This is a genomic window from Bradyrhizobium zhengyangense, assembly GCF_022012555.1.
GTDB classification, from domain to species: domain Bacteria; phylum Pseudomonadota; class Alphaproteobacteria; order Rhizobiales; family Xanthobacteraceae; genus Bradyrhizobium; species Bradyrhizobium zhengyangense.
The window spans coordinates 88086-110914 of sequence record NZ_JAKLTZ010000014.1 but is presented as its reverse complement, the minus strand read 5'-3'; the positions used below and the strand labels follow the sequence as shown (position 1 = coordinate 110914).

The 22829-nt window shown below is 64.8% G+C and carries 19 protein-coding genes; 12 read left to right on the top strand and 7 right to left on the bottom strand.

The window, feature by feature from the left end:
- The first annotated feature begins 31 nt into the window (after positions 1-31).
- The gene (locus L6639_RS34310) at positions 32-847 is read left to right on the top strand and encodes a DUF2927 domain-containing protein (protein WP_237866033.1); all 816 of its coding nucleotides are present in this window, start codon (positions 32-34) and stop codon (positions 845-847) included.
- Between the two features lie 39 nt (positions 848-886).
- Here the strand turns inward: L6639_RS34310 and L6639_RS34305 are convergent, their stop codons facing one another.
- The gene (locus L6639_RS34305; protein WP_237866032.1) at positions 887-2014 is read right to left on the bottom strand and encodes a threonine synthase; all 1128 of its coding nucleotides are present in this window, start codon (positions 2012-2014) and stop codon (positions 887-889) included.
- A 293-nt stretch (positions 2015-2307) separates the two neighbouring features.
- Between L6639_RS34305 and L6639_RS34300 the strand changes: the two genes are divergently transcribed.
- The 3 genes from L6639_RS34300 to upp are packed head-to-tail and all read left to right on the top strand — an operon-like array spanning position 2308 to position 5494.
- Positions 2308-3564, top strand: coding sequence for a GTP cyclohydrolase II (locus L6639_RS34300; protein ID WP_237866031.1), 1257 nt, complete (start codon positions 2308-2310; stop codon positions 3562-3564).
- 7 nt (positions 3565-3571) lie between these two features.
- Positions 3572-4810: a URC4/urg3 family protein gene (locus L6639_RS34295; protein WP_237866062.1), complete on the top strand. Its 1239-nt coding sequence runs from the start codon at positions 3572-3574 to the stop codon at positions 4808-4810.
- Positions 4811-4864: 54 nt separating this feature from the next.
- Positions 4865-5494 carry a uracil phosphoribosyltransferase gene (gene upp, locus L6639_RS34290; RefSeq protein ID WP_237866030.1) on the top strand — a complete coding sequence of 210 codons (630 nt, stop codon included), beginning with the start codon at positions 4865-4867 and terminating at the stop codon, positions 5492-5494.
- A 7-nt stretch (positions 5495-5501) separates the two neighbouring features.
- On the opposite strand, the gene L6639_RS34285 is transcribed toward upp, so the two are convergent.
- Together L6639_RS34285 and L6639_RS34280 are read right to left on the bottom strand one after the other, a co-directional pair.
- Positions 5502-6635, bottom strand: coding sequence for a M48 family metallopeptidase (locus tag L6639_RS34285; RefSeq protein ID WP_377819056.1), 1134 nt, complete (start codon positions 6633-6635; stop codon positions 5502-5504).
- A gap of 3 nt (positions 6636-6638) precedes the next feature.
- On the bottom strand, positions 6639-7787 hold the full coding sequence (locus L6639_RS34280) for a YjgN family protein (RefSeq protein WP_249798472.1): 1149 nt from the start codon (positions 7785-7787) through the stop codon (positions 6639-6641).
- Between the two features lie 282 nt (positions 7788-8069).
- On the opposite strand from L6639_RS34280, the gene L6639_RS34275 reads away from it, so the two are divergent.
- Both L6639_RS34275 and L6639_RS34270 read left to right on the top strand, forming a co-directional pair.
- Positions 8070-9335 (top strand): cytochrome P450, encoded by a 1266-nt coding sequence (locus tag L6639_RS34275; protein WP_237866028.1) that lies wholly within the window; start codon positions 8070-8072, stop codon positions 9333-9335.
- Between the two features lie 84 nt (positions 9336-9419).
- Positions 9420-10694, top strand: a complete 1275-nt coding sequence (locus tag L6639_RS34270) for a cytochrome P450 (RefSeq protein ID WP_237866027.1) — start codon at positions 9420-9422, stop codon at positions 10692-10694.
- 253 nt (positions 10695-10947) lie between these two features.
- Here L6639_RS34270 and L6639_RS34265 read toward each other — a convergent pair whose 3' ends face one another.
- Positions 10948-11868, bottom strand: a complete 921-nt coding sequence (locus L6639_RS34265; protein ID WP_237866026.1) for a LysR substrate-binding domain-containing protein — start codon at positions 11866-11868, stop codon at positions 10948-10950.
- 125 nt (positions 11869-11993) lie between these two features.
- On the opposite strand from L6639_RS34265, the gene L6639_RS34260 reads away from it, so the two are divergent.
- Genes L6639_RS34260 through mdlC form a run of 4 tightly spaced genes read left to right on the top strand, consistent with a single transcriptional unit; the run spans position 11994 to position 16804 of the window.
- On the top strand, positions 11994-13163 hold the full coding sequence (locus L6639_RS34260; protein ID WP_237866025.1) for an acyl-CoA dehydrogenase family protein: 1170 nt from the start codon (positions 11994-11996) through the stop codon (positions 13161-13163).
- 9 nt (positions 13164-13172) lie between these two features.
- Entirely contained in the window at positions 13173-14270 is a 1098-nt protein-coding gene (locus tag L6639_RS34255; RefSeq protein ID WP_237866024.1) for a CaiB/BaiF CoA transferase family protein, read from the top strand.
- 15 nt (positions 14271-14285) lie between these two features.
- Positions 14286-15137, top strand: coding sequence for an HTD2 family dehydratase (locus L6639_RS34250; protein WP_237866023.1), 852 nt, complete (start codon positions 14286-14288; stop codon positions 15135-15137).
- 44 nt (positions 15138-15181) lie between these two features.
- Positions 15182-16804 carry a benzoylformate decarboxylase gene (gene mdlC, locus L6639_RS34245; protein WP_237866022.1) on the top strand — a complete coding sequence of 541 codons (1623 nt, stop codon included), beginning with the start codon at positions 15182-15184 and terminating at the stop codon, positions 16802-16804.
- Positions 16805-16853: 49 nt separating this feature from the next.
- On the opposite strand, the gene L6639_RS34240 is transcribed toward mdlC, so the two are convergent.
- Both L6639_RS34240 and trhA read right to left on the bottom strand, forming a co-directional pair.
- A complete protein-coding gene (locus L6639_RS34240; protein ID WP_237866021.1) occupies positions 16854-17648 on the bottom strand; it encodes an SDR family oxidoreductase in 795 nt (264 codons plus the stop codon).
- A 66-nt stretch (positions 17649-17714) separates the two neighbouring features.
- Positions 17715-18410, bottom strand: coding sequence for a PAQR family membrane homeostasis protein TrhA (trhA, locus tag L6639_RS34235; protein ID WP_237866020.1), 696 nt, complete (start codon positions 18408-18410; stop codon positions 17715-17717).
- Positions 18411-18591: 181 nt separating this feature from the next.
- On the opposite strand from trhA, the gene L6639_RS34230 reads away from it, so the two are divergent.
- Both L6639_RS34230 and L6639_RS34225 read left to right on the top strand, forming a co-directional pair.
- Positions 18592-20061 (top strand): YcjX family GTP-binding protein, encoded by a 1470-nt coding sequence (locus L6639_RS34230; RefSeq protein WP_237866019.1) that lies wholly within the window; start codon positions 18592-18594, stop codon positions 20059-20061.
- Positions 20058-21083: a YcjF family protein gene (locus tag L6639_RS34225; protein WP_237866018.1), complete on the top strand. Its 1026-nt coding sequence runs from the start codon at positions 20058-20060 to the stop codon at positions 21081-21083. Before L6639_RS34230 ends, L6639_RS34225 begins: the two co-directional genes overlap by 4 nt.
- Here the strand turns inward: L6639_RS34225 and L6639_RS34220 are convergent.
- Positions 20995-22566: a glycosyltransferase family 39 protein gene (locus tag L6639_RS34220; RefSeq protein WP_237866060.1), complete on the bottom strand. Its 1572-nt coding sequence runs from the start codon at positions 22564-22566 to the stop codon at positions 20995-20997. The two genes, L6639_RS34225 and L6639_RS34220, sit on opposite strands and share 89 nt — an antisense overlap.
- Positions 22567-22829: the final 263 nt, after the last annotated feature.

The window sequence follows — 22829 nt, the reverse complement described above, 5'->3', positions numbered from 1 at the left end:
CACGACGCGAATACGGCAGCGTTGCGCGACGATGAGCGCATTGGTCCCGCCCGCGCCTGCCCTACGCTTCGCCCTGCTGACGCTCGCAGCGCTCGCATGTGTGCCCGACATCGTCCCCAAGGCGGCCGCCGGCGAATTGCCGGCGATCGCCTCACGCCAGCGCAGCGAGAAGAAGAGCTTTACCGACGCCGAAATCGTCGACGGCTTTTTCAAGACCGCGTTCGGCGCCGAATATCACCTCGCCGGCCGCGTCGATCGTATCCGCAAGTTCGACGGGCCAGTGCGCGTATTCGCCGAGACCGATCGCGCCGACCGCAAGGCGCAGCTCGCAAAGGTCGTGGCCGACATCGGCAAGCGCGTGCAGCATCTCGACATCGCCATGACCGATACCATCGAGGCGGCCAATGTGCGGGTGAAGCTGGTGCGCGACCGCGACCTCTACCGCACCATTACGAGCTTCTACGGCGCGGAGAAGGCGCGCGAGATCCGCACCTCGCTCGATCCGCAATGCCTGTCCGGCTTCCGCAAGAACGAGCAATTCGAGATCGAGCATTCCGACGTCATCCTCACCGTCGACGTCAGCGACTTCACCTTCCTCGACTGCGCCTATGAGGAGGTGCTGCAATCGCTCGGTCCCATCAACGACACTGCGAGCGTGCCGTGGACCATGTTCAACGACAATGTGTCGATGGGCTATTTCGACGTCTACGACCAGTACATCCTCAATGTGCTCTACGATCCCCGCATCAAGGCCGGCATGACCGTGCCGGAGGTGAGAGCGGCGCTGCCCGAGGTGCTCTCGGACGTGCGGGCCTGGGTGAAGCAGGTGAATGATCTGAAGGAGTGAGGTGAGCCCGCTCGCAATGACGGAGCAAGTTGCAGCGTCCTACTGCACCAGATCGGCCACCGTGGTCGCGGCCTTCAGCCCGGTGCCGGTGAGGACCGCAACCGTTGTCTCATTCGCCTTGATGGCGCCGGTGGCGGCGAGTTTCTCCAGTGCCGCGGCGGCGCTGGCGCTGGTGGGCTCGGCGAACAGGCCCTGCCGCGCCAGGCGGCGCAGGGCGGCGACGATTTCGTCCTCGGTGAGCGCCACCGTGCCGCCGCCGCTCTCGCGCAAGGCGGCGATGATTTCGCGCAACCGCAACGGATGCTTGATCGCCGTGCCCTCGGCGATGGTCTTGCTCACCTCGCGCGCAACTGATGTATCGACGCCGGCCTTGAAGCTGGCATCGATCGGCGAGCAGTTGAGCGGCTGGGCCGCGAACAGGCGCGGCAGCTTTGCGATCTGCCCCGCCTTCAAGAGCTCGCGGAAGCCGAAAGCGCAGCCAAGCAGGCTGCTGCCCGCACCGACGGGAACGATGACATTGTCGGGCGCACGAAAGCCGAGATCTTCCCAGATCTCATAGGCGAGCGATTTCGTGCCTTCGAGAAATAACGGCTGCCAATTGTGGCTGGCGTAAAAGGTCTGGCGCGATTGCCTGATGGCTTCGGCCTCCGACTCCTCGCGCGGACCCTCGACCAGCTGCACCTCGGCGCCATAAGCGCGCACCTGCGCGATCTTGGCCGGCGAGGTCGAAGCCGGCGCCAGGATCTTCACGCGCATGCCGCCGGCGGCGCCAAGCCCCGCCATCGACGAACCGCCATTGCCGGAGGAATCCTCCAGAATGGCGTTGATGCCGATCTGCCGGAGGAAGGACAGCATCACCGCCGAGCCGCGGTCCTTGAAGCTGCCGGTCGGGTTGAACCATTCGAGCTTGAAGAGAGGCCGCAAATCGCCCCAGCCCTGCTGCACCAGCGGCGTGCAGCCGGTGCCGAGCGAAATCGGATCCTTGATCTCCACCGGCAACGCCGCCCGGTAGCGCCACAGCGAGCGCGTGCCGCTGTCGATGTCGGCGCGCGAGATCCCTGCCCCCGGTGTCACCAGCAGCGGCGTTTGCTCGTCGGAGCACCAGCGCGGCTCGAGAAGCGGATAGAGCTTTCCATTGCGGGGATCGATGTAGCTGGCGGCGGACATGGTGTTCTCCGGGGGGCAGAGCCGATCCGGTCGATATGTCCGAATATGCAGGTTTTATCCAGTCGCCGGACGCGCCCCTTCAAAAATTTGAACAATTACATAGATATAGGGCGTGTTCTGGCGCCCTCCGCCGGTACGGACCGGCGGCGCGACCAGCCGCTCCGCACGATTAACTTGTCTGTCGCCAAGGGCCGCTACAATATGATGGATTGCGTCGCCGGGCTCTGCTCCGGCAGCGCTGATAAGCCAGGCCCGTCCGAGCGGCGGGCCGTTGGCTTTTTGGGAGTTTGGCCATGAGCCGCGCGAATCGTACTGAGCATATCCGCCTCACCTCTCATCCGGAGCCGGGCAAGAAAGCCGCGTACCCGATTCACTGGGGCGCAGGCGATGCGCGCGCCCGCGGGCCGATCATCGGCACGGTGTCGCGCGCCGGGGATCGCAACGTGATCGGCAGCCACGGTGGCTCCTATGCCATGTACCGTGCGCTCGCGGTCTCCGCCGGCGCGCTCGATCCGATCAGGCGCCCCGATCTCACCAACACGTTCCCCGCCGCGACCATCGGACCGTTCGAGCAATGGCGCGATCCCGCAAAGATCGTCGCGCTCGATCCCTGGGGCCATCTGGTCGCCGAGAACTTCGGCAAGGACATTGCCGAGGGTGTCGACATCCGCCCCAGCATCGCAGTGACGCGCGCACGGCTCGACCTGCCCGAAATTCGCGAGGCGTTGGCCGCCAAGCGCCTGCGCGCCGATGGCGAGGTCGTGCATGCCAATGGCAGCGTCTCGGTGGTGAAGATCGCGATCGATCCGGTCTGGTACCTGCCCGGCCTTGCCGAGCGTTTCAAGACCAACGAGACCGAGCTGCGCCGCACGCTGTTCGAGCAGACCGCCGGCATGTTCCCCGAGCTGGTGACGCGCCCGGACCTGAAAGTGTTCCTGCCGCCGATCGGCGGCACCACGGTGTACATGTTCGGCGATGTGACCAAGCTGCCGGATCATCGCACCAAGATCACCTGCCGCGTGCATGACGAGTGCAACGGCTCCGACGTGTTCGGCTCCGACATCTGCACCTGCCGGCCTTATCTCATCCACGGCATCGAGGAATCCGCGCGCGGCGCGCAGGAGGGCGGGCTCGGGCTCGTCGTCTACAACCGCAAGGAAGGCCGCGCGCTCGGCGAAGTCACCAAATTCCTGGTCTACAATGCGCGCAAGCGCCAGGAGGATGGCGACGCAGCCGCCGCCTATTTCGAACGCACCGAATGCGTCGCCGGTGTCCAGGACGCGCGCTTCCAGCAATTGATGCCGGATACGATCCACTGGCTCGGCCTCAAGCGCATCGACCGCTTCCTGTCGATGAGCGACATGAAATACGACGCGCTGACCTCGCAAGGCATCGACATCGTCGAGCGCGTGCCGATCCCGCCGGAGCTGATCCCGGCCGACGCCTATGTCGAGATCGCCGCCAAGAAGGCCGCCGGCTATTACTCGACCGACATCGCGCCGGAGAAGGACGTCGATGGCGTGGTCGGACGTTCGCTGGAAAAATACTGATCTCGTGATGGCGGAGGCCTCAGAACAAGAAGCACGCGCGTTGCTGTCCGCAAAGGCGGTTCGCGCGCGTGCCGTCCAAATGCTCGACATTGGCCTGCAGGGCGGGCTCAGGCATTTCACCGTCGATCTCGATCGGATGGATGGCGTTGCGGAGGCCGTGCTGGCGGTGACGCGAAAGGCCTACCCGACGCTCGACATTCCCTTCCACGCGCGCTGGCGGCATTTTGTGTTCGGCGGTGTCGACCGCTGGGCGCAATTGGCCGACGCAGCCGTGTGGTCTGATCGAGCCGCGCGGGCGCGCGCGGAGTTCGACCTTGCCATCGTCAGCGTGCTGCTCGATGCCGGCGCTGGCGCAATGTGGCGATACCGTGATGCGGTGACGGGACAAGGCATCGGTCGCTCCGAGGGGCTGGCACTCGCAAGCCTCGACATGTTTGCGGGCGGGCTGTTTTCGCGCGATGCGCGCGCGCCGTTCAGGGTCGATGCCGATGTCCTGGCAAAGCTGCCGCTCCCGGCACTGACGTCGGCCTTCCAGGCAAGCGATGCCAATCCGCTGCTCGGCCTGGAGGGACGCACCGACCTGCTGCAACGTCTGGGCCGGCTGGTGGCCGCACGCGCCGAGATTTTTGGCATGCACGACACGCCGCGGCCGGGCGGGTTGTTCGACCACATCGCCGCGCGGGCTGTGGATGGCACCATCCCCGCGCCTGCGATCCTGTCCGCGGTGCTGAACCAGCTTGGACCGATCTGGCCGTCGCGGCTCGAACTCGCCGGCGTCCCGCTCGGCGATTGCTGGCGACATCCGGCGATCAGGGCCGACGATGCGACCGCCGGCCTCGTGCCGCTGCACAAGCTGTCGCAATGGCTGAGCTATTCGCTGATCGAGCCGCTACAGCGCGCAGGCTTCGATGTCACCGATATCGATGGCCTCACCGGCCTTGCCGAATATCGCAATGGCGGCCTGTTCGTCGATCACGGGGTGCTGCGCCTGCGCGATACCGCGGACGCCGAGCGTCCACATGCGGTGGATTCGCTGCTCGTCGTCGAGTGGCGCGCGCTCACCGTCGCGCTGCTCGACCGCGCTGCAGATCTCGTTCGCGCCAAGCTCGGCCGCACGCCGCAGTCGCTGCCGCTCGCCAGCATCCTGGAAGGCGGCACCTGGGCCGCCGGCCGGGCCATCGCCTTTGCGCGCCGTCCCGATGGCTCCCCGCCGCTCAAGGTGATCAGCGACGGCACTGTGTTTTAAACCACCATTGTTGCCCTGCCGCACTGACTTGATGAATTTCAGGAGCATCCGATCATGGAAGGCGTCACGATCGTCGATCATCCGCTGGTGCAGCACAAGCTGACCCTGGTGCGGGACAAATCGATCTCGACAAAGTCGTTCCGCGAGCTGATCAAGGAGATCGGCATGCTGCTCTGCTACGAGGTGACGCGCGACTTGCCGCTCACCGACACCATGATCGAGACGCCGCTGGCGACGATGCACTCGGCCAAGATCGCCGGCAAGAAGCTGGTGTTCGTGCCGATGCTGCGCGCCGGCACCACCTTCGTCGACGGCATGATGGACCTGGTGCCGACCGCGCGCGTCGCCCATATCGGGCTCTATCGCGAACCCGAGAGCTTTGCCGCAGTCGAGTATTTCTTCAAATCGCCGTCGGATCTCAGCGAGCGCCTCGCCATCGTGGTGACGCCTGTCGTCGCCACCGCCAACACGGCCGTGGCCGCAGTCGACCGGCTGAAGGAGCGCGGCGCCAAGGACATTCGCCTCGCCTGCCTGATCGCAGCACCCGAAGGCCTCGAGCGCCTGCGCGGATTGCACCCGGATGTGCATATCTGGACGGCGGCCGTGGATGAAGGCCTCGACGAGAACGGCTTTATCCTGCCGGGCCTCGGCGATGCCGGCGACCGCGCCTACGGGACGCGGTAGTCGCGAACTAGATCCTCCCGCTGCCGCAGATGCCCTTCAGCGCTTGCCATTCCTTGTCCGTCAGCAGCGGCGGGCCGCTGGCGGGGCGGTCCTCCCTGGTCATGCGGGCGAGGCGGTCCTCGGTGAGCGGATGGCTCGCCAGGATTGTCGACAAGCCCGAGCCGCCCTCCTTGCCGGTGATGCGGAACATCAACTCGGCCGCGGGCTTCGGCGAGCGGCCGAGCTTGTGCATGATCTCGATCGCGAACGTATCGGCGCCCGTCTCGGCCTCGCGCGAATAGGAGGCTTCGACCACGCTGCGCGAGGCGAAGATCACGGCCGAGGAACCGGTGACGTCGCCGAACAACAGACCGATCAGGAACGAGGTGCCGCCGTTGTAGATCAGGCCGCGCATGTTGTCGTGATGCTTCAGATGCCCAAGCTCGTGGGCAAGGATGCCGGCAAGCTCGTCGGGATTTTCGGCCTTGTCGAGCAAGGCACTGAGCACATAGACCTTGCCGCCCGGCAGCGCAAACGCATTCGGCACTGAGGTTCGCAGCACGCCTGCCGTCATGGAATCGTCGTCGAGGCCGGCGGCGTCGCGCAGGCTGTTGACGAGCTTGCGGAACGCCGCCTGACCGGCCGTGTCATCGCAAGCCTGACCGCGGAAGATCGTTTTCACCTGCACCTCGGACGCATCGCCGATGCGCCGCTCGATCGGCTTCGGCACCAGCGGCGCGAGGCGATCCGCGGCCAGCGGCACGCCGAACAGCACGACGCAGACGATGGAGACGGCGGCCGCAACCGACCAGCCCACGATCTTTGCGACACCGCGGCCGGTGGTCTGGTGCTCGTCGATGCGAGGACAGCGTGCGATGAGACCAGCGCCGAAAGCGGCATCGCGAATCTCGAGCCGCGCCAGCGGCGGCGCAGACGCCGAGGTCAGGCGCAGGATGCCGGCCGGACTGTCGGCGCGGCGGATGTCGTCATACGCCCAATGCGTAACGGCCGAGCTCGCCTGGACGTCGCTGAGCTCAGCGATCTCAAGCGCATTTCCCAGAGTCAGCGTGACTTGCCGTCGGCGGCTCGACAGGCCGTCGAAGAAAATCGCCGTCTGTCCGGGCTTCGGTTCGGCGCCGGGCTCGGCAGTCACATCACTCACGGTTCAAAATCCTGCGACATCGAGACCATCGGCAAACCCTTCGCCGAGCGCGCTGGCGAGCTCGCCGCTGGCGCGGACGTCGGCTGCAGCTCCGATATCATGCACCGCGACGGTCTCCAGCACCATGGCCCAGAGATCGCGCTGGAGATAGACGCGCATGATGATGTTCATGGCGAGGGCCAGCGCGAAGTAACCGATCACCATCATCACCAGCATCGGAATGCTCTTGGCCGCATGGCCCGGCCCGAACAGCTGCTCGGCCGGCACACCGCTCAGCTTGACGGCGAGCATGGTGGCACCGCCAAGATAGAAGCCGAACAGGGTCGAGAGCAGCAGCCACCAGCCGACCATCTTCCAGTAGAGGCCGTAAAAAGCATTATGCGGCAGGTCCGAGGACAGGCCGACGCCGCCGACGCGGATGCCGTTCAGCCACCAGCGCCATTCGCGCGCCTTGAACTCGGCATAGAGGAACGGCGCAAGCGGGAAGATCAATACCGCGATCGGGCTGAGCAACCACAGCCACCAGCCGCGCTTGAAGAACTCCCATCCGTTGCCTTCGAAGTCGCCCTGCAGATCGCCGAAATGCGTGTGCTGCATCTTGTAGCGCTCGAGCGAGGCCTCGCGCCATGGCAGCGCCAGGCCGAGCGTCAGGAACACCAGGAGACCCCACAGCATCGCGCGGAAGGAATAGGCCCAGCCGGAGCCGTCCATCCAGAAGCGTACGCCGCGCCAGACCGTGCGCGTCAAACGATACCGACGGGCGCGAAAGATCGCGAACTGGCCGAAGGCATAAAAGGAGATGAACAGCGGCGTCGAGGCAAAGCCCTGCCAGCGCTCGAATTCGATGCCGACGAGGAAATAGGCGAGATAGATCGGCACCAGAATCGCGAGCGCGAACAGGAAGCCGATCAAGAGTTCTTTGCCGCGGCCGGTGTATTCGGCGGCGTCGCCGTCGATGGACGTGTTCGACCACAGATGGCGGCGGATGTCAGTGACGAGCCAGAACCGATAGAAGCCGAAGGTGACGAGCTCCAGCATGGCACCCTTGGTGACCATCTTGCGGAACTCGGTCCGATTGCCGGTGAAATCGACCCGCGTGGGCGGCAACGGCGGCGGGACCGGTTCAGAGGGGCCCATGGGGGTCCATTGCATATCGTTCACGGCAACAACCTCGGGATGCGGATCGTTTTCTCTCAAACTATAGATCAGAGGTTAGTCGATCCCCAACATGAGCGGGTTCGATTTGCCTCGGTTTGGAGCGATTTCTGACAGAATTTCATGACGAACGGCGTGCGGCAGGTCACGTTCGTGATGACACCTCTGTTGCGGCAAAACTGCCGCTTGCTCCGAAGCACGTAACGCGTTGTAATTGTAGTTCAAATACCGCGACGCAGAATTCACAAAAATCGAGCGGTCATGTCAGGGAGAACGGTCATGCATGGGACCATGGAAAGCGCGGCAAATCTCGACGCATTGCGCGAGCGCGCGTCATCGCTTCCGCTGGCGCAGTTCGACCCCGGTGACCCCGAGCTGTTCCGGACCGATACGTTCTGGCCGTATTTCGACCGGCTGCGGCGCGAAGATCCCGTGCACTATTGCAAGGACTCGATGTTCGGTCCGTATTGGTCGGTGACGCGCTACAACGACATCATGGAGATCGAGACCAATCATTCGGTGTTCTCTTCGGCATCCTCGCTCGGCGGCATCACCATCCGCGACGTCGATCCCGATCTGCGCCGCGAGAGCTTCATCTCCATGGACCCGCCGCGTCATGCCGCGCAGCGCAAGACCGTGGCGCCGATGTTCACGCCGACGCATCTGGACAATCTCGCGCTCAACATCCGCAAGCGCTCGGCCGAGTGCCTGGACAATCTGCCGGTGGGCGAGGTGTTCGACTGGGTCGACCAGGTCTCGATCGAGCTGACCACCCAGATGCTCGCGGTGCTGTTCGACTTCCCCTGGGAGGACCGCCGCAAGCTGACGCGCTGGTCTGACATCGCCACCACCATTCCCGGCCCCGATGGACTCGTCGCCACCGACGAGGAACGGATGGCCGAGCTTGGCGAATGCGCCGCCTATTTCTCGCGCCTCTGGAAGGAACGCGCCGAGCAGCCGCCAAAGAGCGACCTGCTCTCGATGATGGTCCACGGCGCGGCGACGCGCGACATGGATGCCAAGAACTTTCTCGGCAATCTCATCCTTTTGATCGTCGGCGGCAACGACACCACGCGGAACACCATGTCGGGCTCGATTTACGCGCTGAGCCAGTATCCGGACCAATATCGCAAGCTGCGCGAAAACCCTGATCTGCTCGACAGCTTCGTGCCCGAGGTGATCCGCTGGCAGACGCCGCTGGCGCATATGCGCCGCACCGCGCTCTCCGATTTCGAGTTCCGCGGCAAGCAGATCAAGAAAGGTGACAAGGTCGTGATGTGGTACGTCTCGGGCAACCGCGACGAAGAGGCCATCGAGAAGCCCTACGATTTCATCATCGACCGCGCCCGCCCGCGCACGCATCTCTCCTTCGGCTTCGGCATCCACCGTTGCGTCGGACTGCGGCTTGCCGAACTCCAGCTGAAGATTATCTGGGAGGAGATCCTGAAGCGTTTCGACCACATCGACGTGGTCGGCGAGCCGAAGCGGGTGTATTCGAGCTTTGTGAAGGGTTTGGAAACGTTGCCGGTCAAGATTGCGGCGTGACCTCCGAATTATAGTGTATAACATTGGCACTTGCGACGACGCGCCACTGCGACGGCGTGAACGAACCTACTGGAGCGACTGCCCATGAACATTCAGACCCCGGTCAAGGCCGACAAGGCCGAACGCATGCGGCGCGCGCGCGAGGAAGCCTATGCAACGCCGCTGAAGAATTTTCATCCGGGCGCGCCCAGGCTGTTCCAGGACGACACGCTGTGGCCGTGGTTCGAGCGGTTGCGCAAGGAGGAGCCGGTGCATTACTGCACCAATGCGCCGATCGAGCCGTATTGGTCGGTGGTGAAATACAACGACATCATGCATGTCGACACCAACCACGGCATCTTCTCGTCGGACTCGACGCTCGGCGGCATCTCGATCCGCGACGTGCCTGAGGGCTACGACTGGCCGAGCTTCATTGCGATGGACCAGCCCAAACACTCGTCGCAGCGCAAGACCGTGTCGCCGATGTTCACGCCGACGCATCTTGACGAGCTCGCAAAACTGATCCGCCAGCGCTCGCAGACCGTGCTGGACAATCTGCCGCGCAACGAGACCTTCAATTTCGTCGAGCGCGTCTCGATCGAGCTGACGACGCAGATGCTGGCAACGCTGTTCGACTTCCCCTGGGAGGAGCGGCGCAAACTGACGCGCTGGTCCGACGTCTCGACCGCGCTGCCCAAGAGCGGCATCGTCGCTTCGGCCGAAGAGCGCCGCCGCGAGATGGACGAATGCTACGCCTACATGTCGAAGCTGTGGAACGAGCGCGTCAACTCCGCGCCGCGCAACGACCTCTTGTCGCTGATGGCCCACAACGACGCCACGCGCTTCATGGACCCCGACAATCTGATGGGCAACATCATCCTGCTCATCGTCGGCGGCAACGACACCACGCGCAACACCATGACCGGCTCGGTCCTGGCGCTGAATGAGAATCCTGAACAATACGACAAGCTGCGCGCCAACCCTGGCCTGATCGACACCATGGTGCCCGAGGTGATCCGCTGGCAGACGCCGCTGGCGCATATGCGCCGCACCGCGCTCCAGGATACCGAGATCAACGGCAAGCACATCAAGAAGGGCGACCGCGTCGTGATGTGGTACGTCTCGGGCAACCGCGACGAGGAGATGATCGAGCGGCCGAACGACTTCATCATCGACCGCGCCCGGCCGCGCACGCACCTCTCCTTCGGCTTCGGCATTCACCGCTGCGTCGGCATGCGGCTCGCCGAGCTGCAGCTGCGCATCGTCTGGGAGGAGATGCTGAAGCGGTTCGACCGGATCGAGGTGGTCGGCGAGCCGAAGCGGATCTATTCCAGCTTCATCAAGGGGTACGAGACGCTGCCGGTGAGGATTCCGGGCTGAGCTCGATCCTCCGGAGCTTCGCCGTTAAGGCAATCCGCATCCTCAATCTCCGCCGTCATGCTCCGCGAAAGCGGGGCATCCAGTAGGCCGCGGCTTCTCGGCTCTCGCCGCGCCGTCTCTGGAATACAGGATTGCCCGCTTTCGCGGGCAATGACAGCGGAGTGCGGAGCCCCAGCTATAAAATTTCGGCATGACAGGTCGCGCCAGATGCGAAGACAACGCAGCGCCCGGCTGGTCTACGACACCAGCACATCTAACTCAGCTTGATATCCCACACGCCTTCCTTGCGGCAGGCGGCGACTTCCTCGCGCAGCAGTGCAGTCACGGCGAGCGAGGCCGTCGAGGCCGGGCGGTCGATCGGAGAAGCGAAAATGAGCTCGCGCGTCATCGGCTTGGACACCATTGCCGTTTCCAGCCTGCCGTCGGCGACCTCGGCGTGGACCGACGATGGCGGCAGCAGCGCAAAGCCGAGCCCTTCCTCGACGAGGCTCGTCAGCACGCGGAACGAATCCGCCTCGAGCTGGACGTTGAGCTTGATTTTGCGCTGGGCGGCGGCGTGCTCGATCAGCGCGCGGAGGCCGTGGGAATGACTTGGGAGCACCAGCCGCTGCCGCAGCAGCCAGCCGATATCGACGCTCTTCTTGCGCGCGAGGCCGCAGCCGCGCGGGCCGACCGCGACGATGTTGTCGCGCCCCAGGCTCTGCACATTGAGATGCAGATCGGCGGAACGGCCGTAGAGGATGGCGAGATCCATCTCGCCGCGATGCAGCCATTCGACGATATGGCCGCTGTAGCTCTCGACGATGCGCAGCGAGATGCCGGGAAATTTTTCGACGCAGCGCCGCGCAAAGCGCGCCGACAGCACGCAGCTCACGGTCGGAACCAGGCCGAGCACGACCTGTCCGGACGGCGGCCCCTTGGCCGACTGGATGTCATCGCGGATCTGGTCGATCTGCCGGACGATGCCGGAGGTGCGCGCCAGCAGCAGCCGACCCGCTTCCGTCAGCACCATGCCGCGACCGTTGCGGGTGAACAGTTCCGTGCGCAGCTCGTGCTCCAGCAGCTTGATCTGCCGGGAGAGCGCAGGCTGCGCCACACGCAGCGTGTCGGAGGCCTTGCTCAGGCTGCCGAGCTCCGCCACGCAACTGAAGGTCCTGAGCTGCCGGAAATCCATACTTGCCAATCCTGGAAGGCTACTCCATACGCTATAGCAAATGAGCATAGGGGGCTGGCGATGTTTTCACAACGCCAGAGGATCGGCCGGCGTTATCTTGACTGCCGCACCAAACAGGAAACGCCATGAGCGAACAACACCACAGCGAAGATTACGCCGATATCCGCGATGCCGTCGCAAAGTTGTGCGCGCAGTTTCCCGGCGAATACTGGCGCAAGCTGGATCGCGAGATGGCTTACCCCAAGGCTTTCGTCGATGCGCTGACTGAGGCCGGCTATCTCTCGGTGCTGATCCCGGAGGAATATGGCGGCGCGGGTCTGAAGCTGTCCGCGGCGGCGGCGATCCTGGAGGAGATCCAGCGCGCAGGCTGCAACGGCGGCGGCTGCCATGCGCAGATGTACACGATGGGCACGGTGCTGCGGCACGGCAATGCCGAACAGAAGGCCAAATACCTGCCGAAGATCGCCAGCGGCGAGTTGCGCCTGCAGGCGTTCGGCGTCACCGAGCCGACCAGCGGCACTGATACGTCCTCGCTGAAGACTTTCGCGCGCAAGGAAGGCAACGACAGCTATATCGTCAACGGCCAGAAGATCTGGACCAGCCGCGCCGAGCATTCCGATTTGATGGTGCTGCTGGCCCGCACCACGCCGAAGGAGCAGGTCAAGAAGCGCACCGACGGGCTCTCCGTGTTCATCGTCGACATGCGCGAGGCCAAGAACAATGGGCTCGAGATCCGCCCGATCCGCACCATGATGAACCACGCCACGACCGAAGTGTTCTTTACCGACATGAAGGTGCCGGCGGAGAATCTGATCGGCGAGGAAGGCAAGGGCTTCCGCTACATCCTCTCCGGCATGAACGCCGAGCGCATCTTGATCGCGGCCGAATGCATCGGCGATGCGAAGTGGTTCATCGCCAAGGCGACGAATTACGCCAAGGAGCGCGCGGTGTTCGGCCGTCCCATAGGCCAGAACCAGGGCATCCAGTTTCCCATCGCCAAGGCCTATGCCTCGATGCGTGCGGCCGAGCTGATGGTGAAGGAAGCGACGCGCAAGTACGAGGCCGGGCTCGATTGCGGCGCGGAGGCCAACATGGCCAAGATGCTGGCAGCCGATGCGTCATGGGAAGCGGCGAATGCCTGCATCCAGACCCATGGCGGTTTTGGCTTTGCCGAGGAATACGACGTCGAGCGCAAATTCCGCGAGACGCGGCTCTATCAGGTCGCGCCGATCTCGACCAATCTCGTGCTGTCCTTCATCGCCGAGCATGTGCTCGGCATGCCCCGCTCGTACTGAGGTCGCACCATGGGAGCTCTTGACGGGATAAGGGTGATTGCGGTTGAGCAGGCCGTGGCGGCGCCGTTCTGCTCGTCGCGGCTGGCGGATGCCGGGGCGGAGGTCATCAAGATCGAGCGGCCGGAAGGCGATTTCGCCCGCGGCTATGACGCGGCGGCGAAGGGCCAGAGCAGCTATTTCGTCTGGCTCAATCGCGGCAAGCAATCGGCCGTGGTCGACCTCGCCACCAAGGAGGGGCGCGCCGAGTTGGAAAAGCTGATCGCGAGCGCTGACGTGCTGGTGCAGAACCTCAAGCCCGGCTCGATGGACAAGCTCGGTTTTTCGCGCGAGCGCCTGCTGAAGGATTATCCCAGGCTGATCTCCTGCACGATTACCGGTTATGGCGACGAGGGCCCCTACGCGCACCGCAAGGCCTATGATTTGCTGATCCAGGCCGAGAGCGGGCTGGCCTCGATCACCGGCAATCCTGACGGCGCTTCGCGCGTCGGCATGTCGATCGTCGACGTCGCGACCGGCGCGACTGCGCATGCGGCGATTTTGGAAGCGCTGATCGCGCGCGGGCGCACCGGCAAGGGCTGTGACATCCGCATCTCCATGTTCGACGTGATGGCCGACTGGTGCACCGTGCCGCTGCTCAACGCCGAGGCCGGCAATCCGCCGAAGCGCATGGGGCTGCGCCATCCCTCGATCGCGCCCTACGGCGTGTTCACGTCGAAAGACGGCAAGGATATCCTGATCTCGATCCAGAGCGAGCGCGAATGGAAGACGCTCTGCGCCGAGGTGCTGGACCGGCCGGATCTGCCCAAGGACCCCCGCGTCGCCAACATGGTGGAGCGCGTGCGCAACCGCGACTTCACCGACCAGACGGTGGCAGATATCTTCGGCAGGATGACGCGCGATGAGCTCTTGAAGCGGCTGTCCGATGCCGACATCGCCTTCGCCGAGGTCAACACGATGGCCGACCTCACCAACCATCCGCATCTACGCCGCATCGAGGTGGATACGCCGAACGGCCGCGTCAGCTATCCCGCGCCGGCGCCGATCATCGTCGGCGAGACGCGCACCTACGGCGCCGTGCCCGCCATCGGCGAAAAGCCCAAGACGTAACAAGAGCGAGGCATCATGACCGAGAAGCTCGACATCGATCACCTCAGGCAATGGATCGGCCGCAGCACCGAGGCCAGCGACATCGTCACTGCGCAGCTCGTCATGGGCCTGCGCGCGACGCTGTTCCAGGACGTCGGTGCACCCAAGGCGGGCGATGCCGCGCCGTTCACGGTGCATTGGTGCCTGGCTCAGCCGGTATTTCCGATGTCGATGCTCGGGCCCGACGGCCATCCGACCCGCGGCGGCTTCCTGCCGCCGGTGCCGCTGCCGCGCCGGATGTGGGCCGGCGGCGAGATCGAATTCCTGCAGCCGCTGCGCGTCGGCGACGAATCGACCCGGACCTCGCGCATTGCCGACGTGCAGGTGAAGACGGGTTCGACCGGCACACTGTGCTTCGTCTCGGTCGAACATAGCGTCTCCTCGCCGCGCGGCATCGCCATCCGCGAGCGGCAGGACATCGTCTATCGCGAGGTGACGAGCAGCGCGCCCGCAGCCGCGAAATCTCCGCCTCCGCCGCCGAAGGCGCAGCACCGCGAGACACATGTGTCCGATCCCGTGCTGCTGTTTCGCTACTCGGCGCTGACCTTCAACGGCCACCGCATTCATTACGACCGTGACTATGTCACCAAAGTGGAGGGCTATCCGGGCCTGATCTTCCACGGCCCGTTGCAGGCGGCGCTCATCATCGAGATGGCGGCGAAACTTCGCAGCGGCAAGGCGCCGAAGAAGTTCACCTATCGCGGGGTGCAGCCGTTGTTCGAGGGCACGGAGTTCTCCGTCAACGCCAACGAGACGGCCGACGGCATGGAGCTGTGGACCGCGAATGCGGAGGGGCAGCCGACGATGAAGGGGACGGCGGTGTGGTGATCTGTTAGATGTTCACCCCGAAGAGTTGATAGGGACGGAAACCAATGTCCAAGAACGGCAAGACCGGCAGCAAGTCCGTCACCGTCAAGCAGGCGACGCTCGACCTGCTGCGCGCCTTCGGCATCAGACGCGTGTTCGGCAACCCTGGCTCGACCGAGCTGCCGTTCCTTTCCGACTGGCCTGACGACATCGACTATGTTCTGGCACTGCAGGAAGCCTCCGCCGTCGGCATGGCCGACGGTTATGCGCAGGCGACGCGCAATGCGGGCTTCGTCAATCTGCATTCGGCCGCCGGCGTCGGCAACGCGCTCGGCAACATCTACACCGCGCATCGCAACCAGACGCCGCTGGTCATCACCGCGGGCCAGCAGGCGCGCTCGATCCTGCCGCTGCAGGCGTTCCTCTATGCCGAGCGCGCCTCGGAGTTTCCGCGGCCCTATGTGAAATACAGCGTCGAGCCGGCGCGGCCCGAAGACGTGCCCGCCGCAATCGCGCGGGCCTATTACACCGCGATGCAGCCGCCCTGCGGGCCGACCTTCGTGTCGATCCCGATCGACGACTGGACGCACGCGACCGCGCCGGTCGATGCGCGCAAGGTCAGCCGCGAGATCGGCCCTGAGCCCGAGGCGATGAAGGCGCTGGTCGCCGCACTCGGTTCGGCAAAGCACCCTGCCCTCGTCGTCGGCCCCGGCGTCGACCGCGCCGGCGCGGTCGATTTGATGGTGCGCGTCGCCGAGAAGGCGAAGGCGAGCGTCTGGGTCAGCCCGTTCTCGGCGCGCTGCTCGTTCCCCGAGCGCCATCCGCAATTTGCCGGCTTCCTGCACGCTTCGCCCGCGCAGCTGTCCGACGCGCTGCGCGAGCACGACCTGGTCGTCGTGATCGGCGCGCCTGTCTTCACCTTCCATGTCGAGGGCCATGCCGCGATCTTCGATGGCGGCGCCACCATCTTCCAGATCACGGATGATGCGGATGCAGCCGCGGTGACGCCTTCAGGCACCAGCATCATCGCGACGATGAAGCCAGCGCTGAGCGCGCTGCTCGACCTGCTGCCCGAGAGCAAACGCGCCGCGCCAAGAGGCCGCACACTGCCGCCGGCGCCGCAGGCCGCCGATCCGCTGCCGGTCGAGTTCCTGCTGCACTCGCTGTCGCAGGCGATGCCGGATGGCGCGTCACTGGTCGAGGAAGTGCCCTCACATCGGCCCGCGATGCAGAAATTCCTGCCGATGCGCGGCCAGGATAGTTTTTACACGATGTCGAGCGGCGGCCTCGGCTACTCTCTCCCCGCTGCAGTCGGCATGGCACTGGGCAAGCCGAAGCAGCGCACCGTGTGCCTGATCGGCGACGGCTCGGCGATGTACTCGATCCAGGCGCTGTGGACCGCCGCTCAGCGCAAGCTGCCGCTGACCATCGTCGTCATCAATAATTCCGGTTACGGCGCGATGCGCTCGTTCAGCCAGGTGATGCAGGTGCGCAACGTGCCGGGGCTGGAGCTGCCAGGGATCGACTTCGTCCGTCTCGCCGAAGGCATGGGCTGCCATGCGGTGCGCGTGAGCAAGGCGGCGGAGCTCGGCGAGGCGCTGAAGCGCGGCATGGCGTTTGAGGGCACGAGCCTGGTGGAGGTGGTCGTGGATTCGGCGGTGCCGGTGCTGTACGGGCAGAAGCATTAGGGGAGCGCGTAGCCCGGATGGAGCGAAGCGCAATCCGGGCTACAGAAGATTACTTCCCGAACTCTTCCCGCATCTTGGCCTGGATCTTGGCCATGCCGCCGATCCAGCGGTCGTAGTTCTCGGTCTTCTTGCGCATGTAGCCGAGCACCTGGGGGTGCGGCAGGATCAGGAAGGTCTCCTGCTCGAGACCGGCGAGCACATCCTTCGCCACCTGCTCGGGCGTGAGGTCGCCGTCGCCGGATTGCGGGCCCTTCGGGATCGAGCGCAGCATGTTGGTGTCGACACCCTGCGGGCAGAGGATCGAGACCTTGATATTGTGCGCCTTGTGCGAGATCGCGAGGTTCTCGGCAAAGCCCACTGCGGCATGCTTGGTGGTAGAATAGGCTGGGCTGCCGACCTGCGACAGCAGGCCCGCGGCCGAGATGGTGTTGAGGAAATAGCCGCCGCCGCGTGCCTTCATGCGGGGGATCAGATGCCGCGCCGCATAGACATGCGCCATGACGTGGATCGCCCAGCTGCGTTGCCACGGCTCGTCGGAGGCGCCGCCGGCATTCAGCGACATCGGATCGAAGCCGCCACCGATGCCGGCGTTCGAGCAAAAGAGACCAATAGGGCCAAACTGCCGCTCGGTCTCCTCGATGACGTGCGCGACCTCCTTTTCCTGCGCGACGTCGCATCTGAACGCCGCGCCGTCCACCGTGGCGGCGACGGCCCGCGCGTTGGCGGCATCCATGTCCGCAACGACAACCTTGGCGGCCCCCGCCTTGTGAAAGGCTTCGCACAGCGCCTTGCCGATGCCATTGGCGCCGCCCGTGACGACCACGACTTTGCCGGTCACCTGCATGCGACGTCTCCTCTTTTCTTGTACGATCTCGCCTTGTGTGGTCTCATCCCGCGTCGCGGGACGTGCTCAGTTCAGCACGAGGTCGAGCACCGCGGTATAATGGCATGCCGCGCCGGCCAAGACAAAGCCATGCCAGATCGCGTTCTGGAAACGCAACCGCCGCCAGGCGTGGAAGATCACGCCAAAACTGTAGAGCAGGCCGCCCGCAAGGATGAAGCCGAGCGCGAGCGCGGGCAGCGCCTGGACCACGGGTCCGTAGAGCATCACACCACTCCAGCCCATGACGAGATAGATGCCGACCGAGACACGATCAAACCGGCCGGGATAAAAAAGTTTCAGCACGATGCCTGATATCGCGGCACACCAGACGCCCGCGAGCAGCACCAGCGCGAACGCGCTGTCCCTCACCTCCAGAATGAAAGGCGTGTAGGTCGCGGCGATCAAAAGATAAATCGCGGAATGGTCGAAGCGGCGCAGCAGCCATTTGGCGGGCGAGACTGGCCAGAGATTATAGGTCGCGGACAGCACCAGCATCGAGAGCAGCCCCGCGACATAGATCGAGACGCCGACAATGTCGGTGCCATCGGCATAGACCGCTGCCAGCACCATCAGCACGGTCGCAGCGATGATGCCGGCAAGCACGCCGATCCCATGGATGATGCCGTCGGCGATCAGCTCGGCGCGATCGTAATTCCAGCGGATCGCGTCGGCTGCGGCGTGGACGGAGGTGGATGCAAGTTGTTTCAATTGGAAGACGGTCATGGCAATCCGCAAAGGCTGAGATAATGCCGTTTTTGTATGGGTCTTTCGGGATCGGCGCGTCGTTCAATCGGCTGATTTGCCGACAAAGGCGGTGGAAGTATGAAGCTTGATTTTCCTCACGCAATTGCCACTTTTGTGAACGGCTTCACTGTTCCGCCCGCCCGAGATTAATCACGTTCATATGGCATTCAGTTTCCAGGATATGGTCGAAGAGGCGCGCCTGTCGGCCCGGGCGCTGATCGACTATGGCGAGCACTTCTTCAACCCGACGGTGCGGCTTGGTGTCACCGGCCTGTCGCGCGCCGGTAAGACCGTATTCATCACCGCGCTGATCCACGGGCTGACGCGCGGCGGCCGGTTTCCGGTATTCGAGGCCTATTCATCGGGCCGGATCGCGCGGGCGCATCTGGCGCCGCAGCCTGATGATGCCGTGCCGCGCTTTTCCTACGAGAGCCATCTGCGCGCGCTGATCGAGGAGCGGCGCTGGCCGAGCTCGACCGTCGACATCAGCGAGCTCCGTCTCGTGATCGACTACCAGCGCCAGAACGGCGCCGACCGCACGCTGACGCTCGACATCGTCGATTATCCAGGCGAATGGCTGCTCGATCTGCCGCTGCTTCAGAAAAGCTACGAGCAATGGTCCGCCGAGAGCCTGGCGCTGTCGCGCGAGACGCCGCGCGCGCATCTTGCCGCCGATTGGCACGCGCATCTGGCGACGCTGAAACCCGAGGCGCGCGAGGACGAGCAGGCGACGCTCACCGCTGCAAAGCTCTTCACCCAATATCTGCGCGCCTGCCGCGACGAGCGCTTTGCCATGAGCCTGCTGCCGCCCGGCCGCTTTTTGATGCCCGGCAGTCTCGCCGATACGCCGGCGCTGACCTTCGCCCCGCTCGAAGTGCCCTCAGGCGGACAAGCACCGGAGGGATCGCTGTGGGCGATGATGGTGCGCCGCTTTGAAGCCTACAAGGACATCGTGGTGCGGCCGTTCTTTCGCGATCATTTCGCCCGGCTCGACCGCCAGATCGTGCTGGCCGATGCGCTCGCCGCATTCAATGCAGGACCGGAGGCGCTGCACGATCTCGAAGCGGCGCTATCTGGCATTCTCGATTGCTTCAACATCGGCCGCAGCACCTTCCTCTCCAGCATGTTCAGGCCGCGCATCGATCGCATCCTGTTCGCGGCAACGAAGGCGGACCATCTGCATCATTCCAGCCACGACCGCCTCGAGGCCGTGCTGCGCCGCGCGGTCACTCGCGCTGCGGCACGCGCCGAAGACACCGGCGCTGCGATCGATGTCGTGGCACTCTCCGCCGTCCGCGCCACGCGCGAGGCGCAGGTTGCGCATGGCCGCGACAAATTGCCCTCGATCCTGGGCACGCCGGCCGCGGGCGAGAGCGCGAATGGCGAGTTCTTCGACGGCAACACCGAGGTCGCGACCTTTCCGGGCGACCTACCGCTGGATCCCGAACCAATGTTCAACGGCACCGATGCGTTCCGCGGCCTCTCCACCGAAGCCGCCGAGAAGAGCGATTTCCGCTTCCTGCGCTTCCGCCCGCCCAAGCTCGAACGCGAGGGGACGGAAGAGCCGACGCTGCCTCACATCCGCCTCGACCGTGCCTTGCAGTTCCTGATCGGAGACAAGCTCGTATGAACGACCGATCGAAGCCACGGCGGCCGGCGACGTTCCGGCTCGACGATCCCGATGTCGTCGTCACCGAAGCCGACGAAACCAGCCGGCTCGGCCGCACCACCGTCCAGATCACGCCGGAGCACGATCCGTCGACCTTGCCGGTGCCGATCGAGACAGCGCTTCCGGCGCGGCGTGGCTTTCGCTGGGGCGTGCTGTTCTGGTCCGGCGTCGCCGGCCTCACGCTGCTCGGCACCGGGCTTGGCGTGGTCCGTCTGATCGAGGATCTGTTTGCACGCAGCGAAAGCCTCGGCTTCGTCGGGGTTGCGCTGGCCTTCGTCACCACGCTGGCGCTCGCTGTGGTGATCGGACGCGAGGCATTTGGCCTCGCCCGGCTTGCAACGATCGAAAAACTGCATCGGCGCGCCGCCGAGGTGCTGGCCAGCGACGATCGCGGGGAGAGCCGCGCCATCGTGCAGGACCTGATCGCGATCGCGCACCAGAACCCGCAGCTCGCACGCGCCCGTGCCGCACTCGAAAGCCACACAGGCGAGATCATCGACGGCGCAGACATGATCCGGCTCGCCGAGCGCGAATTGATGTCGCCGCTGGATGCGGAGGCGCGGCGGCTGGTGTCGTCGGCGGCGCAGCGGGTGTCGATCGTCACGGCGGTGTCGCCGCGCGCGCTGTTCGACGTGCTGTTCGTGTTCGTGGCCTCGTTGCGCCTGATCCGCCAGCTTGCCCGCCTTTATGGCGGCCGGCCCGGCACGCTCGGCATGATCCGTTTGCTCCGCCACGTCATCGCCCATCTGGCCATCACCGGCGGCCTCGCGGCCAGCGACAGCCTGATGCAGCAGGTGCTCGGGCACGGGATTGCGGCAAAGCTGTCGCAGCGGCTTGGTGAAGGCATGCTCAACGGCCTGCTGACGGCGCGGCTTGGCTTGGCGGCGATCGACGTCACGAGGCCGCTGCCGTTCGCCGCGCTGCCGCCGCCGAAACTGTCGGATCTCGCGACGGATCTGCTGCGGCGGAAAGAGGAGGAGTAGCTCTTAGAGCCAGCACCCGCCACTGGAACAGCGGCGAGTCCTTTGGCGGGGTGAGCTCCGGGGTCCATCCGGTGAGCTTGTCGAGCGTGTAAGTGTCGATCAGGACGCCACGCCAGCGGCGCTCAACCTGGCCAAGTTGCTCACGCTTGGCGGGGATCGTCTGCCACAGCGGTAAACGATCATCGGGCTGACGACCAATATAGAGTCCCGCATGGCCCTTGATCCTGTCCATGCCGGGATCGCGAAAATCCTGGAAGCGGCCACGTTCGTTGATTTCGACCACGGGCACCCGGCCGCGGAACAGCCAGCGCATCATCGCGTAGGTGCGGTAATCCGTGGTCGCGATCCAGGTCGCGCCGGTCTCATCCAGCACGGCCTGCGCGCGCGCGGCGACCTGCTCAAAGCCGGCCTCGGCGCCGATCGGATCCATCCTGCCGAGGAAATTCCAGGGCGCGGCGACATAATAGAGGAACACGATCACGACGAAGGCGATCCCCGACACCAGCGCCGTGTTGACCCAGAAGAGGCCCGAGCGGAGCGCCCGCGCCGACCAGCCTTCTCTCCGTATCAGCACAAGATTCACTGCAGCAGCCGCGAAGCCAACAGGCCACATGAACATCGGCCAGGTATCGCCGACCCTGAGTGTCAGCGACTTGAAGAAGAAATAGACGAACGGCACCAGCACTGCCGTCGACAGCAGGATCGCAACCGACTCGCGGGAGCGATAGCCACGCCACGCCGTCATCACCAGACCGGACAACACCACCGGCAGCATCACGAAACCGACGAGGCCGAATTGCAAGCCGATGTAGTCGCCGAGGGTGCGCAGCGAGATCCCGTAATTGGCGGTGGCGCGCACGCCCTGGAAACGGAACGAGGCCCAGTCGTGCTGCGCGTTCCAGATCAGGACCGGCGAGAACACGACGATTGCGATCAGCAGCGCAAGGTAAGGATACGGGCTGCGCAGCCAGCGCCAGCGCCAGTCCGGCACCAGAAGAAAGGCGGCGACCGCAGGCGCGAACATGATGACGGTGAATTTCGACAGCAGCGACAGGCCGGCGAACAAGCCGGCCGCGAGCCACCAGCGGCCGTCGCCACTTTGTGCTATCAGCACCAGCGACCACATCATCGCCACCGCGAACGGAATCATGGCGACGTCGGGGGCGACCTTGGCCATCAACAGACCATAATAGAGCGCGGCTTCCGGCATCAGCACTGCAATCGCGATGGCGCGCGCGTCGTGGGTGAGGCGGCGAACGATGTCGGCGAGCAGACACTGCGTCACCAGCATCGCGACGATGCCACCGAAGCGGACGCCCAGTGCGCTGTCACCGAAAATGAGGGTGCCGAAGCGGATGAGCCAGGCGATGCCGGGCGGATGATCGAGGAAGCTGAGCGCCCCCTCCTTCGACCAGGTCCAATAATAGGCCTCGTCGGTGCGCAGCTCGATAACAGAGGCATAGACAAGGCGGAGCACGGTCATCGCGGCGATCACCAGCGCGGCCGCGACGAGCGGCCGGCGCGATGCGCCATTGGGCTTTGCGGTGATGTCGAGAGCCAGCGTCACGGCCGCGCTTTTCCCTGACTTGGGAGGGGGAGTCAATGTGCGGACGGTCTCGTAGGGTGGGCAAAGCGAAGCGTGCCCACGTCTTGCCTATTTGATGGAAAGACGTGGGCACGGCGCAAGAGCGCCTTTGCGCATCCTACGGGACTTTGCCAAGCCTACGAGACTTACCGTTACGTAAC